Origin of the sequence: Streptomyces gobitricini (assembly GCF_039532985.1) — a bacterium.
In the GTDB taxonomy this organism is placed as follows: domain Bacteria; phylum Actinomycetota; class Actinomycetes; order Streptomycetales; family Streptomycetaceae; genus Streptomyces; species Streptomyces gobitricini.
In genome coordinates, this window is the sequence record NZ_BAAASR010000045.1 from 1 (window position 1) to 16,531 (window position 16,531).

The following is a 16,531-nucleotide window of genomic DNA, read 5'->3' on the forward strand; positions in this document are numbered from 1 at the left end:
TGCTCCAACTCGCCTGCAGCATCATCTGCTTGAGGCGACTCAGAACCTCATTCTGAAACGATCAGTTACGGAAGGCTGGCGCCATGCGAAAACTGATCTACGGCATGAACCTGACCCTGGACGGCTACATCGCCGCGCCCGGCGACGACATCAGCTGGAGCGCGCCGAGCGACGAACTGTTCCAGTTTTGGTCCGACCAGTTGCAGGCGACCGACCTGACGCTGTACGGGCGCAAGCTGTGGCACACGATGAGCTCCTACTGGCCGACCGGCGACCAGCAGCCCAACGCCACCCCGGCGGAGATCGAGTTCGCACGCCGCTGGCGGGACATGTCGAAGGTGGTGTTCTCCTCGACGATCGACAAGGTCGACTGGAACACCCGCCTGGTCACCGGCGACGCGGTCGCCGAGATCACCCGGCTCAAGGCCGAGGACGGCGGCCCGATGGACATCGGCGGCGCCACGCTCGCCGGGGCGGCCATGCGGGCCGGGCTGATCGACGAGTACGTGCTGGCCACCGCGCCGGTCCTGGTGGGCGGCGGCACGCCGTTCTTCACCGCGCTGGACAACTGGGTGAACCTCAACATGGTGGAGACGCGGACGCTTCCCTGCGGCGTGACCCTGACCAGGTACGAGACAAGGCGCTGAGCGCCCGTCCTGGGTGACCCGGACTACCACCCGAGCCACTCAAACGCCAACTGCCCCGAGATCGACGCACGCACCAGGCACGTTCGGTCCTTCGCGACCATGCTCACCGAGCGCCGAGGCCAGCGACTGCCGGACTGGCTCGATGCCGTCAGACAGGACGACCTACCCAGCCTCCACACCCTCGCCGCGGGCATCGACCGCGACCGTGACGCCGTCGTCGCCGGCCTCACCCTCCCCTGGAACTCGGGCATCGTCGAAGGGCATGTCAACCGCATCAAGATGCTGAAGCGCCAGATGCTCGGTCGCGCGGGCTTCGCCCTTCTGCGGAAACGGGTTCTCATGTCCTGATCGCCGAACCAGGCGGGAGGAACTCGATGGCATCACCGTCTGCGAATCTGTGAGTCTCCTCCTCCCAGATGCCGATCGAGAAGAATGTGATGACCCGCGACGCAGCTCTCGAACAGCTCAGCCACATCGCGCGTGAGAGGGCATTCGGTAGGCGCGTCGGGTCTGACCAGCTCATCCAGGCCGGGCTGAACGCTCTGATTGCCGGGGTTGAGATTCCCTCCCTCGCCATGCTGGCCGGTCTCCTCCGGAACGAAGAGCCCGAGGCTCCGGCACTCTTCGACCAGGTGCTGGAGGAATTTGGATTGCTCTTCCACTCGCCCGCTGCCCCTCGGGCCGCGAAGTGGGAGATGGCCTACTGGGTCGCCGGTCAGATCGCCGACGGGACCCTGGATCCCGCCGCCGGCACTCACCTCATCTGGGCAGACGTCGCCTGACCTCGGCTACCCCGAAGAGAAGGATCCCCTTGTCCACTGCGCGCACAACCTGGACGGCCGGGAGGAGAGCTGGGGAGTGCCTTTCGAGGAACTCAACAGGGAAGCCGCTGAAGCAGCGACGCAATTTCTGAGCAAGCGGTCGGCAGCAGAGGACTGATCGCGGTTTGTTCCCGCCACTGGGGTTGTTCACTCGCTACTTGAACCACTTACTCAGCGTGGCCGCGAGCCAGAACCCGTTCTCGTGAGCAGAGCCAAGGGGTCGACGCCAAGTGTGAAGGCGTTGGCCTCTTCCTCGATGGCGTCGGCGGTCTGGGAGAGGAAATATCTGCGCTCGCGGAATTTGTAGGCTGGGCGCGGTCGGCGGTGGCCTGGGCTCGACGCGTTCACCACATCAGGTGGTCTTAACCGCCGCGGCGGCAGGGCACTCGTCCCTCCATGGACGCGGAGCGTGAGGACGTCAACGAACCAACCGAGCCGGCCGAAGAGGAAGCGGCCGCAGACCACGTGGTGCAGGAGATGTCCCAGGCCGTGGCGCGGGTACGCAGGCAAGCCGCCCGGATGCTCGCCGTACTTCCGCCGGAGACCCCCGTGGAGAGACGCGTCGATCCCGGCTGACAATTCGGCGGCTGCGCCGACGTGCCGGTGAAGACCGGCGTTCCGGCTTCGCCGCCCTCCAGACTGTCGGCATCATTCCGGGCCAGATGGAGGGGAGTATGAGCTCGTGATTTACGGACACCACCGAACCAAGGGCGCCCCGGTCGTAGGCGCGCTTCCCAGCCAGGAGGAGGGCCCCTTCGGCCACCGGCCCGCGCCGGGCGAGGACGACGACACCGAGACGGACATCGAGGAGCCGATCGCCGCGGTGCCCTCTCCCTCGAACGGGGGCGGGCGGTGACGACGCTGTGGCGGCAGGTCCTGGCCGCGCTCACCGACGACACCCTCGATGACGCGGAGCGCGAGGCCATCGTGGCCCGCAGCGCCGCCCGCCGCGCATCCGACGGTCAGCAAGCCACCCCCGAGGCGGTGATAGCGGTGGCGTTCGAACTTGTGGACGACTGTGACGGCCTCGTGCTTCATGCATGGCAGAGCTGCCGGTGGGGCTCGTCGCAGCACCTGTTGAGGCTGTTTGCCGAGGCGGCGAAATGGGCCTCGATATATTCAAGCTCTGTGTGGAGGTCTTCAAGGAGCTGGGCGGAGTGCCGCAGGTCGACGCGTCGGTAGATGTCGTGCAGGGTCGCGTTTGCTCCGTCTGCGGGCCGGTGTGTAGACCCGCTTCCTCATGCGAACCGCGCTTGTCGCACTGGCCATGAGGCTTCCTGAGATGGACCTTGGCCCTGCTTTCGTCATAGTCCATCCAACGGGTCCGCATTACGGAAGATGCGCGGCAAACGGGTGGACGGTATGTCGCATATTGCACCTTTCGGGCTAGTGCTTTATCGGTTCGAGGTACTGCCGTCCGAACGCCTTCAGTTGCTGCTCGTCGGCGGGGACGGGTTCGCGGTTGACGATGCGGGCAGCGCCGCTGACCGGCAGGGCGAGCGGGTTTCCCGAGCGTCCCTGCTGTCTGGGCGATTCCACAGTGGGGCCGGTGCCGTTCGCCGGGTGGATGGCTGCGGTGGTGGGATGGCGCGGTCGTCCGGTGTGGCCGGGGCCGCTCGTTCAGCGGGCGACCGGCAGGCCACGACTGCGCAGCACTCGCCGCTCCAGTGGGCTGAAGATCAGCAGGTCGATGGCGAGTCCGACGAGCAGGATCAGGAAGATGGCCAGGAACACCCGGGACATGCTGGCGTTGTTCCGGCCGGGTTCCAACAATTGGCCGAGGCCGACGCCCAGTGCGGCGCCGGCGGCCGGGCCCTGGATGACCCGTGCCCCGGGACCCGGACCGCTGGGACTGGACCGGCGACACTCCCTGACCGGCCTGGGCCGACTCGCCCATCCGCCCAGCCCGGGGCACGCTGGGAGGCGTGAGCAGCGCGCCGATCGTCGTGCACCGGCCCTCCAGCTCGGGCGGCCGGAGAGTCACCGTGCACAGACAGGGCCAGGATGAGATTTTCGGCACCACCAACAGCGACCACGACCTGGTCGTGTTCCTCGAGGGCGCCGGAAGTCCTTTGGGGCGCCTGCCGTTGGCCAATGAGGTCAGCTCACCGAGGGGCGGTCCGATTCAGCGGATACTTCAGGGCGCATGAACCGGTTGGTCCCCGGCCGGTGCTGGACCGGTTTCGTACGCTCTTGTGTCGGCCAGGTCCCGGTGGCGGGTCTCTTTGGCGCAGCCGAGTGCGATGACGGTGAGCAGTACGGCGGCCATGACGTAGAGGACGATGGGTGTGGCGCTGCCGTATTTTGCGAGCAGGGCGGTGGCGATGAGCGGAGCTGGGGCGCCGGCGGCTACGGAGGAGAACTGGGCGCCGATTGATGCTCCGGAGTAGCGCATGCGGGTGGCGAACAGTTCGGAGAAGAAGGCCGCCTGTGGGGCGTACATCGCGCCGTGGAAGAGCAGGGCCACGGTGACGGCTGTGACTATAGCCCCGAAGGACTGCCGGTCGGCCAAGGCGAAGAAGGGGTAGATCCAGATTCCCATGCCGAAGGCGCCGATGAGGTAGACGGGGCGGCGTCCGATCTTGTCCGAGAGGGCGCCCCACAGGGGGATGGTCACGAAGTGGACGGCGGATGCGATCAGGACGGAATTGAGTGCGGCCTGTTTGCTCGTGTCGGCGTGCTCGGTTGCGTACACGAGGACGAAGGCGGTGACGACGTAGTAGGAGATGTTCTCCGCCATACGGGCCCCCATGGCGATGAGGACGTCGCGCCAGTGGTCGCGCAGGACGGCGAGTACGGGCGGCTTCTCGCGGAGGGTTTGTTCGGTCTTGCGGCGTTCGGCTGCTGCGAGGGCGGCCTTGAACACGGGCGATTCATCGACGGAAAGCCGGATCCACAGTCCGACGAGCACCAGCACGCCGGAGAGCAGGAACGGCACCCGCCAGCCCCAGGAGTTGAACGCCGTGTCCGACAGCGTTGCCGTCAGCATGGCAAGGACGCCTGTGGCCAGCAACTGCCCGGCCGGCGCTCCGGTTTGCGGCCATGAGGCCCAGAAGCCGCGCCGTCCGGCGTCTCCGTGCTCCGCCACCAGCAACACCGCGCCGCCCCACTCGCCCCCCAGGGCAAAGCCCTGGACCAGGCGCAGCACGGTGAGTAGGAGCGGGGCGGCCGAACCGATGGTGGCATGGGTGGGGAGCAGGCCGATCAGGAAGGTTGCACCGCCCATCATCAGCAGGCTGTAGACGAGAAGTTTCTTGCGTCCCAGCCGGTCGCCGTAGTGTCCGAAGACGAGTGCGCCAAGGGGGCGGGCGGCGAAGCCGACCGCGTAGGTCAGGAATGACAGGAGCGTACCGACCAGGGGGTCGGAGTCGGGGAAGAACAGTTTGTTGAACACCAGTGCGGCGGCGGCGCCGTAGAGGAAGAAGTCGTACCACTCGATGGTGGTGCCGATAAGGCTGGCGGTCACGATCTTCTTCAGACTGCTGGGGGTCTGAGGTGGGGCTGGGGGTGGCGATGACATGTGCGAGTACCGCTTTCGTGACGGTGGCTGAGGATCTTCCGACAGGATGAGATCCGCGGCCCGTAATCCGTTATGTGCGGAGCGGACACTGATCCTGTGGGGATGTCCTTACCGCAGCTATACCGGACCGGACGATGTGTGCTTCTGTGCCTGTATTGCTGAGCAGCTGGGGGAGAGCCGCCCGGGCGGATCAGGTCCGTGACCGTGGGCTGTGACAGGTGAAGCTGTCGGCGGAGGCGGGGCTGCCGTGGCCGCGGTATTTCGGCCAGGAGGGGTACGCGCACAGCGGCCGGGTACGGGCGTTGCCGGAGGGGCTGGTGTCGGTGACGACAGGCCGCGCGGGCGCCTTGTCCTCTTCCGTCCAGTCTTCCAAGGCACTCAGCGAGTCGTAACTTGCCGCGAAGGCCGCGTCGACGTTGACGTGGTTGGCGCCGGGGATGAGATAGAGCCGGGCAAATTCGCGGGTGGCGAGCGGGCCCATGACCTTTTGGACGCGCTGGAAGTATTCGACGGTGGATCGGTGGCTGACGAGCTCATCGGCGGCGCCGTGCAGGATAAGGAGCTTTCCGCCTGCCTTGGCAAAGCGGCGCAGGTCGGGGTCGTTGACGTCCTGCATGGCCGAGAGACGGCTGATGCGCTGCTGCCAGATGCCGGGGCGGCGGGGGTCCACGGCCAGCGAGTCGTGTGCCGGGTCGCGGGTGACGAAGTACCTCACCCACTGATCCCAGAACTGGACGCCGTAGCCGCTGTCCTTCGGCATCGGACGGCCGGGGGCGCGTGAGCCCATGCCCAGCAGTGGGGTGGTCATGTCGGCGCCGGAGAGGAAGGGGAACCCGGGATAGCCACGTTCGCCGCTGGCCAGGCGGTATTTCCATCGCAGTGGCGAAGAGAGCGCCTGTGCGGCGTGGATCTGGTGATCGGACAGGCAGGTGTCCGCGGTGTCCTTGCCACCCGGGCAGCGCAGGGTGCGGGGCTGGAAGCGGCATCCTGCTTCGTGAGAGATGACGCCGTCGCGCAGGCCATCCTCACCGTCACATGACCGGATGACGCCGCGGTACAGCAGGTCCTGTTCGGCCGGGTTGAGGAAGGCACCTGGGCGGGAAAGCACCTGGGCTTCGTAGCCGAAGAACAAGTTGAGGCTGACGGCGTTCCAGGCGGGGTAGGCGGCGATGACGCCGTCGAAATCGGTGGGCCACCGCTGGGCGACGGCGAGGGCTTCTCGTCCACCGCTGGAGCCGCCGGCGAAGTAGCTGTGTGCGGGGGTGGCGTCCTCGTAATGCGTGCGAATGATGAAGTGCGCAGTGTCGTGGGTCTTTTTCAGTGCGCCGCCGGCGAAGTTGTGGACGGCTTCGTCGTTGACGCCGAAAGAGCCGTCGAGGGAAGTGACTGGTTTGAAGCCCGGCGCCGCCTGGTGGCCGGAATCGCTGGCGTAGGTGGCGTAGCCTCGGCTGAGCGGGCGCAGCTGATTGGTCGGGCCGAAGGGGACGTTGCCCGTGACATCGGGGATGGTGCCGTCGTAGCCTCCGCCGCCGAACATCATCGTCCTTTTGTTCCACTGCTGAGGCAGGGCGACGCGCAGGGTGATGTCAGGTGCCTGAGGGTCTACGGGGTGGATGACGGCGTCGACACGGCAGTAGGTGCCGGTCGCCGAGGTTCCGCTTCCGGTTGGCGCGATGGTGTTCGCCGCCCTCACCTCGCCCCCCGTGGTGGGCAGCCCGATCTCTGAGGCGGGTATCTGCAGGCCGCGCAGGTTGCTGCAATCGGCCGGTTCCTGAGCGGCTTGGGCCGGGAACAGGAGCGTGCTGCTGAGCAGAGCGCAGGCGAGTGCGGCTGCGGCGAGGGTTCTCTTCATGGCGCCTCCGTTGCTTGTGCCTCGTGTCGCGAGGCGCAAAGGTTACGGAGCGCGCCGCCAGAGACGGTATGGGCTGGGAGCACACATGAGCTGCCTGGAGATGTGCTGGGCGCGGGTGCCGTGTTAGGGCTTGCTGACTCTCAGCAGCCGCAGGGCGACCTGGATCTCCAGGAGCCGTTCCGGGTCGCGCCAGGTGGTGCCGAGGAGCTGACTGATCCGGCTCAGGCGTTGGGTGACGGTGTTCACGTGCAGGTGCAACTGGTGTGCGGTGTTGCGGGCGTGCTGGCCGGTGCGGCAGTACGTGTCGAGGGTGTGGACCAGGTCTGAGTGGTGGGTGCGGTCGTAGGTGATGACCGGGCCGATGACAGATTCGATGAAGGAGGCAGTGGCCGGTTCGCCGCTGAAAAGAGCTCCGACGAATCCGAGTCCGCGGGTGTCGGCAATCTCGCCGGTCCTGCCGAGGGCGACCAGGGCGTGCAGGCAGTTGTCCGCCTCGCGGAAGGCGGCGGCGATGTGGGTGATGCCTGCGGCTTGCGCGGTACCGGCGGTGACGGGGTGGCGTGAGGTCCGTGCCAGTTCGTCGACGGCGCGGCGCGCCACGGCTTGGGGGTCATCTCCTGGCAGCAGCAGGATGACGGTGCTGCGTTGGAAGGTCGCCAGGCCGTGGGAGCGCCGGGCGATGGCCGCGGCGGCGGCGTGGACCCGCTCGCGTGGTTCGTCGTCGACCCGGGCCACCACGACGATGCGGCAGGTGGTGAGGTCGACGCCGAGCAGGGCGGCCCGGTGCCGCAGGAGGTCGTAGTCCTTGTTGTGCGCGGCCAGCAGGTCACCCAGCAGCTCGCCGCGTGTGCGCGCTTCGGCTTCCGCCATGCGTCTGCGGGTGACGAGCACGAGGGAGGCCACCAGCGCGGCCCTTTCCAGGATGCGGCGGTCGGTGGCGTCGACCTGTGCGGTGGCGCTCAGGATGATCGTGCCCAAGGGTCCGGACTCGGTGATCAGGGGAACGGCGCACTGCGTGGTGCGGATCACGGTGTGCCCGGCCTGCCAGGCGTTCGCGCTGAGCCGGCTGAGTTCGTCGGCCGGCACCGTGTCGTGACCGCAGGACTGGGCCATCGTGTTGCCCTCCTCGTCGAGGACGACCACCGTGCCGGAGACTGCGGTCGCGGTGGCCTGTACGACTTCGTCGACGCCGTTGCCCTGGATGACCAGGCGGGTGAGGCGTTCATGGAACTCTGCGGTGCGTTCCAGGTCCGCCATGTGGGAGCTGATCGTGTCGTTGGCGACCCGTAGTTCCGACACCGCCTGTTGGGCGGCGCTCAGCAGGCGGTTGTTCTCGATGGCCACCGCGGCGTGCGAGGCGAGCATCATCAGCACACTGATGTCCCGGCAGCTGAAGTCCTGCTGGCTGCGGTGTGCCGCCAGCAGGACTCCGATCACCTCCTGGTTGAGTTTGACCGGCACACCCAGCAAGGATTCGATCCGCTCGGCGGCGACGGTTTTGTCGATCTCGCTGGTGTGGGCGAAGGAGTCGTCGGTGAGGTAGGCGGCGACGGCGTAGGGTTCGCCGGTCCGCGCGACGATTCCTCCGACGCCGGTCCCGATGGGCAGTCGCAGTTCGCGCAGCAGGCCGGAGATGTTGCCGGCGGCGGCTTTGATGTAGCTGTCGCCGCGGCCGCGGTCGCTGAGACTGATGTAGGCGAGATCGCAGTTCAGCAGCCGACGTGCCCGGTCGGCGATCGCTTGCAGGATGGGGTCCAAATCACGCAGGGAGGCCAGATCGTTCGCGGTGTCGTTGAGTAGCTGGAGCTCCGCCTCGTTGCGGCGGTGACGCAGCAGCCTTTCCCGCAGACGCAGCGCGATCGCTCGCTCCTCCTCCAGCATGTCGAGCCGGCCGGCCGGCTCCCCTGCGGCACGGGCCAGTGCCAATACCTCGTCGAAGGCTTCGATGTCGGCGTCATCGACGAGCAGCTTCAGGAAAGACAATCCGTAGCCGTGTGCCATTGATCCTCCGTCGAGCCGTACTCCCGGCGCCTGGCAAGTATGGAGCTGCCCGGTAAGGCGTCGCAGCGAACTGAGATAACCCGCCCTTCTGCTCCGCCGTCATCGCCAACCCTTTGGGCCGCTGCCGTCGGCCCGGGCGTTTTTACGGTTCGACGAGGTTGCGGCGGATGCCGCTGTCCAGGCGCTCTGCCACTTCTTCTCCCTGCCCGGCCGGCCAGGCCAGCAGTCCGCCACCGGACGCGCGGCCTCGATGTCCGGCGCTGAGGGGTTTGTCAAGCGCGGGGAAGGTGACCGCAACTGACAAGTGGGGTGCCAGACTGTCGAGAATGTCCCTGGTCAGATCCAGTCCGATGAAATCCGCGTTCTCCATGGGACCTACGGCCGACCAGCGCAGCCCCAGACTCGTCCGCATGACCGTGTCGATCGTCCCCGGATCGCAGACTCCCTGCTCCAACAGATGCAAAGCCTCCCGAACAAGAGCGAACTGGAGCCGGTTCCCGATGAATCCCCGGACATCTCGGTGCAGGCGCACCGTCGTCTTACCCATCCCATCCAGCATGTCGCACGCTTCCTGCACGAACCGGTGGTCCGTCTCCGCGCCCGGCGCGACCTCGACCAGCGGAATGACATATGGCGGATTCCACCAGTGCACCCCTACCAAGCGCTGCGGGTGCCGCATGTCCTTGGCCACTTCGGTGAGCGAGAGCACCGAAGTGTTGGACCACACCGGCATCACGGCCGGGATCTTCTCTTCCAGCGCTGCCAGGACCTGATGCTTGACGTCGAGACGCTCGGGGACGGCTTCAATTACCACATCCACGCGTAGCACCAGGTCCGCCAGGGTTTTGGCTGCAGTGATGCGTGCGGTCATCATCCCGACATCGCCCGGCGGCGTGTCGCAGCGTTCCAGGGCGCGCACGATGCGCTCATCGAGCGACGCCAGGGTCACAGGGTCAGCGTCGTACACCACGATACGGTGCCCCGCCTGAGCCAGAGCAACAGCGATCCCGTGCCCCATGAGCCCCCCGCCGATGATTCCGAACCGAGTCATTGCTTGCCCTCCAGTAGCTGAGCGAGTGTCTACGGTGGCCTGCACCCTCGCGGCTCTGAGAGCTGAAGATGCGTGGCGAGGCGCACAGCAGGCGAAGGCTGAAGCTGCAGAACGCGGTCCGCACGGCTCGGTCGATGACAGCCCCGCCGAATCGCCATGACGGTATTCCGCCTCCGCCAGGCACCACGAGAGGTGCAGCACACACACGCGGAGCACGAGGGGTGTGCACAACGCATACTCGGCGCCCACGCTGCCCAGGCGTTAGCGGTCGCGCGCGACCCGCTCGTGCGGCCGAAACGTAATGGCTGGAGCGGACATCACTGAGGGCGAAAGAGGTGCACTGTGACCATCTGACTGCTGCGGCGGGGACTCTAGCGTGCTCTGTGTCACACCCCCCGCCACCCCTGTCGGCGTCCGCCGAGTGCGAGCCGCACCATCAGCGCTCGATGACCGTACGACGGATAAGGAGCCCCACATGCTGTTTGCATCCACGACGCCCCGCGGGACGGCATCGACGCACACGGGTAACCGGCGACCGGTCCGTGCGCGGCGGCTGCTCAGCGCCTCCCTCGCGGCTCTGCTGACGACGAGCCTGCTGGGCCTGGCTTCCCAGGCGTCCAGCGCAGCGCCCCAGTCGGCGCCCTCCGCTGCCGGACACGACCCCGTGATCATGATCCCGGGCATGACCGGCTCACCGGCCAACATGAATCCCATGAAGTCCAACCTGCAGACCAACGGCTGGTCGGCGGACAGACTGTTCACCTGGACCGACAGCAGCTCGATGACGCAGGATCTGGCCAAGGCCGCCCAGGAGCTCTCGGTCAAGGTCGATCAGATCCGTAGCCAGACCGGGGCGGACAAGGTCGTCCTCGCCACGTGGTCCGCCTCCACCCTGGCCGCCCGGTACTACATCAAGAACCTCGACGGCGCCGACAAAGTCTCCCAGTACATCGGCTTCGCCGGACCCCAGCACGGCACCACCAACAACGGCTGCCAGTGGTACGTGTCCTGCCAGCAGTTCGCCTCCCCGAACACCCCCTTCCTCAAGGCGCTGAACAGCCCCTCCGAGGTCCCCTTCAACGACAAGATCGACTACCTCACGATCAGGTCGACCGCGGACTACAACGCCGTACCCGTCGACACCGCGAAGCTGGCCGGCGCAGACGAGAACTACCTCATGAGCGGGCCGATGGCACCCAACCACTTCCTGATCGTCTCGAACGCCACGGCGCTGGCGAAGATGCGTTCCTTCATCACCGCGCACGAGAACGACTGACCCCACCCGGTTGGGACGAGAACGTCCACCGGCTGTGCCGGGCGCCGTACTCGGCAGCGCCCGGCACGGGCCGGCCCCGCCCCGGCTTGCACACCGACCCTGACTTACGCGCCCTCCCCCGGTGGCCCCAGTGCAGCGAACGTTCCTGCAACCGGTCCGCGGCGCACCGCACACGAAGGGCCTCTCCACTTCCATGAACAAGACGATGGCTTCGGCCACACAAGCAGTGGCCGACATCCCAGCCGGAGCGACTCTGGCCGTCGGCGGATTCGGCCTCAGCGGCGTCCCCGACACCCTCATCCGGGCGCTCCACGAGCAGGGCGCCGACAACCTCAAAGTGGTCTCCAACAACTGCGGCGTGGACGGGCGCGGTCTGGGAATCCTGCTGGGCTCGGGCCGCATATCCCGCGTCACCGGCTCCTACGTCGGTGAGAACAAGGAGTTCGCCCGCCAGTACCTGAGCGGGGAACTGGAGGTAGAACTGGTGCCCCAGGGCACGCTCGCCGAACGACTGCGGGCCGGCGGCACGGGTATACCGGCCTTCTACACCCCGGCAGGGGTGGGCACGCAAGCCGCCACCGGCGGACTGCCCTGGCGCTACGCGTCTGACGGAACAATCGCCATCGCCTCTCCGCCCAAGGAAACCCGGATCTTCTCAGGACGCACGCACGTTCTGGAGCAGGCCATCAGCACTGACTACGCCCTCGTCCGAGCCTGGCGCGGTGACCATCACGGCAACCTCGTCTTCCGCCGGGCCGCCGTCAACTTCAACCCGCTCGCGGCCATGGCCGGCCGGATCACGATCGCCGAAGTCGAGGAACTGGTCGGCCCCGGCGAACTGGCCGCCGACCACGTCCACGTGCCCGGCATCTTCGTCCAGCGCGTCGTACACCTCACCCCCGCTCAAGCGGCCGACAAACCGATCGAGAAGAGGACGGTGCGCTCCCGATGACCTGGACTCGCGAGCAGATGGCAGCCCGCGCCGCAGCCGAACTCACCGACGGCTCCTACGTCAACCTCGGCATCGGTCTGCCCACCCTCATCCCCAGCCACCTCCCGCTCGGCGTGCACGTCGTCCTGCACTCCGAGAACGGCATCCTGGGCACCGGCCCCTACCCGTACGAGGACCAGGTCGACCCCGACCTGATCAACGCCGGCAAGGAGACCGTCACCGTCCTGCCCGGGGCCGCCTTCTTCGACTCGGCCCTGTCCTTCGGGATGATCCGCGGCGGCCACATCGACACCGCGGTCCTCGGCGCCATGCAGGTCTCCGCACACGGCGACCTCGCCAACTGGATGATCCCCGGCAAGATGGTCAAGGGTATGGGAGGCGCGATGGACCTCGTGCACGGCGCCCGCCGCGTCATCGTCCTCATGGACCACACCGCCAGGGACGGCAGCCCCAAGGTGCTGGAGGAGTGCGACCTGCCCCTCACCGGCGAGCGGTGTGTCCACCGCGTCATCACCGACCTCGGCGTCCTCGACGTGACGCCCGGCGGCCTGGCCCTGGTGGAAACCGCCCCGGGCACCACCGTCGAAGACGTCATCAACAGCACGGCCGCACCCGTACTTCTCGACCCCATGTCGGTTGCCTGCTGAAGCAGGCGGGCCGGTCGACCCGCCGAAATTGCGTCGATCCGACAGGCAAGCAACCCTGCCGTGGGCGGCCTGCCCGCGGAAACCGTCGCCCACACCTACGGTGACCTGGGCCAGCAGTTCACCTCCCACGGAACCACCCAGTACCTCCAAGCAACCCAGTACTTCCCACAGGGAGACCTGCGCCAGCTGACCCTGGGCACCAGCTCGACCAGCAAGAAGGTCTACCTCGGCTACGACTACGAGGACGGCACCCGCCGTCTCACCCGCTCATACGTCACCGACGACGTCCACGGCTTCATGCCGCAGGAGCTGAAGTTCACGCAGGACGACGCCGGAAACGTCACGTCCATCTTCGACGCCACCACACAAGGCGGCACAGCGAAGCCCGACTACCAGTGCTTTACCTATGACGGCCACCGCCGCCTCAAGGAAGCCTGGACACCCAAGATCGCCGACTGCGCCGCAACCGGCCGCACCACCGCCAACCTCGACGGTGCCGTCCCCTACTGGACCAGCTACACCTACAACGCAGCATCCGCCGCGCGGTTGGAGACGGCGAGGCCGTCATATACCTCGGTGGCACGGAAGTCCGCCTTACGACCAAGGGCACCACAAAAACCCTCAGCGGTACTCGTCACTGCGCCGCTGCAGGCCAAACCGTCGCCGTCCGCACCGCAACCGCAGGCGTCACGGGCACCAAGCTCAGGTTCCTGGCCTCCGACCACCACGACACCAGCAGCCTGGCCCTTGACGCCACCACTCTCGTCCTCACCAAGCGCCACACCACACCCTTCGGTGCTCCCCGCGGCGCCACCGTCACCACCACCTGGCCAGACGGCAAAGCTTTCCTCGGCAAGCCAGCCGATAAGGCCACAGGTCTCACGCACATCGGTGCGCGGGAGTGCGATCCGGAAATTGGCCAGTTCATCAGCATTGGCCCCGTATTGAACCTGGCTCAGCATCAGTCACTCAACGGCTATGCATACGCCAACAACACGCCAGTCACAGCTTCGGATCCCACAGGGCTGTGGTGCGACAGCTGCAATGATGGTGGAGGTTGGACGCGCCCAGATGGAGGCACCCAAGGCGACCCCAACGGCGGAGTCAACGGCGACGGGTCAATTCGCGGCACCCCTCATGGCGGCGGTAGCGGCAGCAGCGGTAGCGGCGGGTCCGGCGGAGCTTCAGCAGGAACTGCATCCACCGGTTCGCAAGGTGAAGCCCAGTGCTCCTACGCGATGGGAATGAACCACTGTGAAGCCGCAGGTGGTATTGCCACTGACGACTATCAAAGCTCCGGAAACCACCGGAACCAAGGACGGCGCCGACCACATCACGGCCACGGCCTCCTTCAGGACCTTGATCACCGGACTCGTCGACGAGCTTCGCCCGCTGGCCGGAAACCTTCCCCAGGGCGCCAACCTGCCGACCAGCAAGGACCTCAAGGAAGCCACGGACAAGAAGATCACCGCCGATTTCGCCATCAAGAACGGCGCTCTCGACGAGTATCGGTGGACCTCGCCCCGCTGGCCGACACCGCCAAGATCGACAAGTTCGCCCTGGTGCTCCGTATCGGCAAGGGCGAACAGGCCACCGCCCCGGCCCAGGCCACCCGGATCGACCCCACCGCCCTCGCCCAGCAGCTCTTCGGCGGCCATCAGCCCCTCCCCAGCGGCTCGGCCTGAACCAGCCGCCTCCCCGTCCGCCGGGCCTGACTTCCGTCTGACTCGAATCCCTCCGAAGGAAGCCGATGCCGCACTTTCGACGACCCTCGCCATCCCTCACTCCTGATCTTGACAGGGCGGCCATGTGGACACTGCCGGAGGGCCAGGGTCGGGTGTCCTGGCACCAGTTGTCCGACACGCGCCTGAGCGATGCACTGGTGGCCCGGGTGAACCTGTCCAACGGCAACTTGATGCTGGCCGCAACTGACTTCAGCATCGCCGGCGTGGGCCAGAAGCTGCAGCTCGCGTGAGGGCCACCTGAGTGTCCGCCAGTTCGGCCGGTGGGCGCTCCGTCGTCCGCCTCTGTCGGTGCCGCCACCGCGCAGTGCCGCCCATTCCGCCGCACCGGCGCCGTCGCGGGCGGGCCCCGTCGCGCGCCCGTACCGCCGACGCCGCCCCGCTGCCGTGCCGCTCGCCGCCCGCCGTGCCGCCGTGACGTGCCATCGGAAGCTTGGTGCGCTGAGGCCGTGGAGCTGCCGAATCCTGGCATCCGATCCGTGGCTGTCAGCCCGGACGGAGACGACCTCGCGCGTGCCGGTGACGACGAGGCGGTTCTCCGGGCCCGCCCCACAGGGAGCCCCGGGCGTTCCTCACCCGGCGACCGGAGTAGGGAGCAGTCGCTCAGCCAGGCCGCGGGTGACCTCGGCGTGGCCCGCGGTCAGGTAGAAGTGACCGCCCGAGAAGACATCCAGGGTGAACGGGCCCTCCGTGCACGCGGCCCAGTGGTGGAGTTCCCCGGCCGGGACCCGGGGATCGGAGAAGCCGGTCATCGCATGGATGGGGCAATCCAGCAGGGGGCCGGGGGCGTACCGGTAGGTCTCGGCCGCCCGGTAGTCGGCGCGGATCGAGGGCAGGACCAGGCTGAGTACCTCCGGATCCCCGAACACCGGGGTGTCCGTACCGTCGAGCGCCATGATGTCGGTGACGATGTCCTCGTCGGACAGTTGGTGCAGCCCGTCGTCCACGACCCGCTGCGGTGCCCTGCGTCCGGAGACGAAGAGCGCGGCCGCGCGGTGCCCGGCCGCCTGGAGGCGGCGGGCGACCTCGTACGCGAGCGTGGAGCCCATGCTGTGACCGAAGAGTGCGAACGGCGTGCCGCTGTCCGGTGCCGCGGGGGCGGTCAGGACCGGGAGCAGCGCCTCGGCGGCGCGGTCCGCCAGCTGGGTCATGTCCGTGATGTTCGGCTCGCCGCGCCGGTCCTGGCGTCCCGGGTACTGCACCGAGAGCACTTCGACGCCGGGCGCCAAATCGCGTGACAGGGCATGGAAGAAGCTGGCCGACCCCCCTGCGTGGGGGAAGCAGACGAGGCGTACGTCCGCGTCGGGTGACGGGTGGAAGCGCCGTATCCAGGCACCGCCGTCGGCATGACTCTCGGACATCGCCACCTCGTGGGATCTGTGGGGAGAAACGTCGGGCAGTGACGATGGCAGCGCTGGAAGCGTCACCGCAACCCCTAACCGCAGGTCAGCGAGGTCGTTAGGGGGTGTCGGGAGATGAGGGGTGAACCATGACTGGGGTTCTCCCGGCGGACAGGGTGTGCCTAGCCTTCCCAAAGATCCGGGCGATTCCGCCGACTTCCGTCTTGCTCCACGAGGGACCCACCGTGAAAGAGATCACCAGCGCCATTGTCTCCGGAACCGCGGGGGCCGAGGACTTCGGGGCCCTCCCGCTCCCGGAGAGCTACCGCGGAGTCGTCGTCCGCAAAGACGACGTGGGCATGTTCGAGGGCATGGTTTCGGCGGACAAGGACCCCCGCAAGTCCCTTCACGTCCAGGACGTACCGACACCGGAACCAGGTCCGGGTGAGGCCCTCGTCGCCGTCATGGCCAGCTCGGTGAACTACAACTCCGTGTGGACCTCCATCTTCGAGCCGGTCTCGACCTTCAGCTTCCTGGAGCGCTACGGCAGGCTCAGCGAGCTGACCAAGCGTCACGACCTGCCGTACCACGTCATCGGCTCGGACCTGGCGGGTGTCGTGCTGCGCACCGGCCCGGGCGTGAACGCCTGGCAGCCCGGTGACGAGGTCGTCGCGCACTGCCT

Annotated in this window: 17 protein-coding genes and 3 pseudogenes; 13 read left to right on the forward strand and 7 right to left on the reverse strand. The window is 67.3% G+C overall.

What is annotated here, in order from left to right; genetic code table 11:
* Positions 1-83 precede the first annotated feature (83 nt).
* The 6 genes and pseudogenes from ABD347_RS28130 to ABD347_RS28155 all read left to right on the forward strand — a co-directional run bounded on the left by ABD347_RS28130 (position 84) and on the right by ABD347_RS28155 (position 2,650).
* A complete protein-coding gene (locus tag ABD347_RS28130) occupies positions 84-647 on the forward strand; it encodes a dihydrofolate reductase family protein (protein WP_344366475.1) in 564 nt (187 codons plus the stop codon).
* 51 nt (positions 648-698) lie between these two features.
* Positions 699-995: pseudogene (locus ABD347_RS28135) on the forward strand (transposase); the annotation flags it as partial.
* Between the two features lie 68 nt (positions 996-1,063).
* The gene (locus tag ABD347_RS28140) at positions 1,064-1,429 is read left to right on the forward strand and encodes a hypothetical protein (protein ID WP_344366477.1); all 366 of its coding nucleotides are present in this window, start codon (positions 1,064-1,066) and stop codon (positions 1,427-1,429) included.
* 435 nt (positions 1,430-1,864) lie between these two features.
* Positions 1,865-2,044 (forward strand): hypothetical protein, encoded by a 180-nt coding sequence (locus ABD347_RS28145; RefSeq protein WP_344366479.1) that lies wholly within the window; start codon positions 1,865-1,867, stop codon positions 2,042-2,044.
* A 106-nt stretch (positions 2,045-2,150) separates the two neighbouring features.
* Complete coding sequence (locus tag ABD347_RS28150; protein ID WP_344366481.1) at positions 2,151-2,324, forward strand: hypothetical protein; 174 nt, start codon at positions 2,151-2,153, stop codon at positions 2,322-2,324.
* A complete protein-coding gene (locus ABD347_RS28155) occupies positions 2,321-2,650 on the forward strand; it encodes a hypothetical protein (protein WP_344366482.1) in 330 nt (109 codons plus the stop codon). Before ABD347_RS28150 ends, ABD347_RS28155 begins: the two co-directional genes overlap by 4 nt.
* A gap of 204 nt (positions 2,651-2,854) precedes the next feature.
* On the opposite strand, the gene ABD347_RS28160 is transcribed toward ABD347_RS28155, so the two are convergent.
* The 6 genes and pseudogenes from ABD347_RS28160 to ABD347_RS28185 form a co-directional block, all read right to left on the reverse strand.
* On the reverse strand, positions 2,855-3,007 hold the full coding sequence (locus tag ABD347_RS28160) for a hypothetical protein (RefSeq protein ID WP_344366484.1): 153 nt from the start codon (positions 3,005-3,007) through the stop codon (positions 2,855-2,857).
* An 81-nt stretch (positions 3,008-3,088) separates the two neighbouring features.
* Positions 3,089-3,277: pseudogene (locus tag ABD347_RS28165) on the reverse strand (ABC transporter permease); the annotation flags it as partial.
* A gap of 328 nt (positions 3,278-3,605) precedes the next feature.
* The gene (locus ABD347_RS28170; RefSeq protein ID WP_344366486.1) at positions 3,606-4,988 is read right to left on the reverse strand and encodes an MFS transporter; all 1,383 of its coding nucleotides are present in this window, start codon (positions 4,986-4,988) and stop codon (positions 3,606-3,608) included.
* Between the two features lie 190 nt (positions 4,989-5,178).
* On the reverse strand, positions 5,179-6,840 hold the full coding sequence (locus ABD347_RS28175) for a tannase/feruloyl esterase family alpha/beta hydrolase (RefSeq protein ID WP_344366488.1): 1,662 nt from the start codon (positions 6,838-6,840) through the stop codon (positions 5,179-5,181).
* 123 nt (positions 6,841-6,963) lie between these two features.
* Complete coding sequence (locus ABD347_RS28180; protein ID WP_344366490.1) at positions 6,964-8,841, reverse strand: helix-turn-helix domain-containing protein; 1,878 nt, start codon at positions 8,839-8,841, stop codon at positions 6,964-6,966.
* Between the two features lie 142 nt (positions 8,842-8,983).
* Complete coding sequence (locus ABD347_RS28185; protein ID WP_344366492.1) at positions 8,984-9,892, reverse strand: 3-hydroxyacyl-CoA dehydrogenase family protein; 909 nt, start codon at positions 9,890-9,892, stop codon at positions 8,984-8,986.
* A 475-nt stretch (positions 9,893-10,367) separates the two neighbouring features.
* Here ABD347_RS28185 and ABD347_RS28190 point away from each other — a divergent pair, with 475 nt between their 5' ends.
* From ABD347_RS28190 to ABD347_RS28215, 6 genes and pseudogenes are all read left to right on the forward strand, one after another.
* Entirely contained in the window at positions 10,368-11,168 is an 801-nt protein-coding gene (locus tag ABD347_RS28190) for an esterase/lipase family protein (RefSeq protein WP_344366493.1), read from the forward strand.
* Positions 11,169-11,361: 193 nt separating this feature from the next.
* Complete coding sequence (locus ABD347_RS28195; RefSeq protein ID WP_344366495.1) at positions 11,362-12,120, forward strand: CoA transferase subunit A; 759 nt, start codon at positions 11,362-11,364, stop codon at positions 12,118-12,120.
* The gene (locus ABD347_RS28200) at positions 12,117-12,767 is read left to right on the forward strand and encodes a CoA transferase subunit B (protein ID WP_344366496.1); all 651 of its coding nucleotides are present in this window, start codon (positions 12,117-12,119) and stop codon (positions 12,765-12,767) included. Before ABD347_RS28195 ends, ABD347_RS28200 begins: the two co-directional genes overlap by 4 nt.
* A 33-nt stretch (positions 12,768-12,800) precedes the next feature.
* Positions 12,801-13,786: pseudogene (locus ABD347_RS30760) on the forward strand (RHS repeat-associated core domain-containing protein); the annotation flags it as partial.
* A gap of 492 nt (positions 13,787-14,278) precedes the next feature.
* Positions 14,279-14,452, forward strand: a complete 174-nt coding sequence (locus ABD347_RS28210) for a hypothetical protein (RefSeq protein WP_344366499.1) — start codon at positions 14,279-14,281, stop codon at positions 14,450-14,452.
* 152 nt (positions 14,453-14,604) lie between these two features.
* Positions 14,605-14,742 (forward strand): hypothetical protein, encoded by a 138-nt coding sequence (locus tag ABD347_RS28215; RefSeq protein ID WP_344366501.1) that lies wholly within the window; start codon positions 14,605-14,607, stop codon positions 14,740-14,742.
* Positions 14,743-15,081: 339 nt separating this feature from the next.
* On the opposite strand, the gene ABD347_RS28220 is transcribed toward ABD347_RS28215, so the two are convergent.
* On the reverse strand, positions 15,082-15,870 hold the full coding sequence (locus ABD347_RS28220; protein ID WP_344366503.1) for a thioesterase II family protein: 789 nt from the start codon (positions 15,868-15,870) through the stop codon (positions 15,082-15,084).
* Between the two features lie 224 nt (positions 15,871-16,094).
* Here ABD347_RS28220 and ABD347_RS28225 point away from each other — a divergent pair.
* On the forward strand, positions 16,095-16,531 hold a 437-nt coding region (locus tag ABD347_RS28225), incomplete at its 3' end, for an alcohol dehydrogenase catalytic domain-containing protein (protein WP_425575789.1).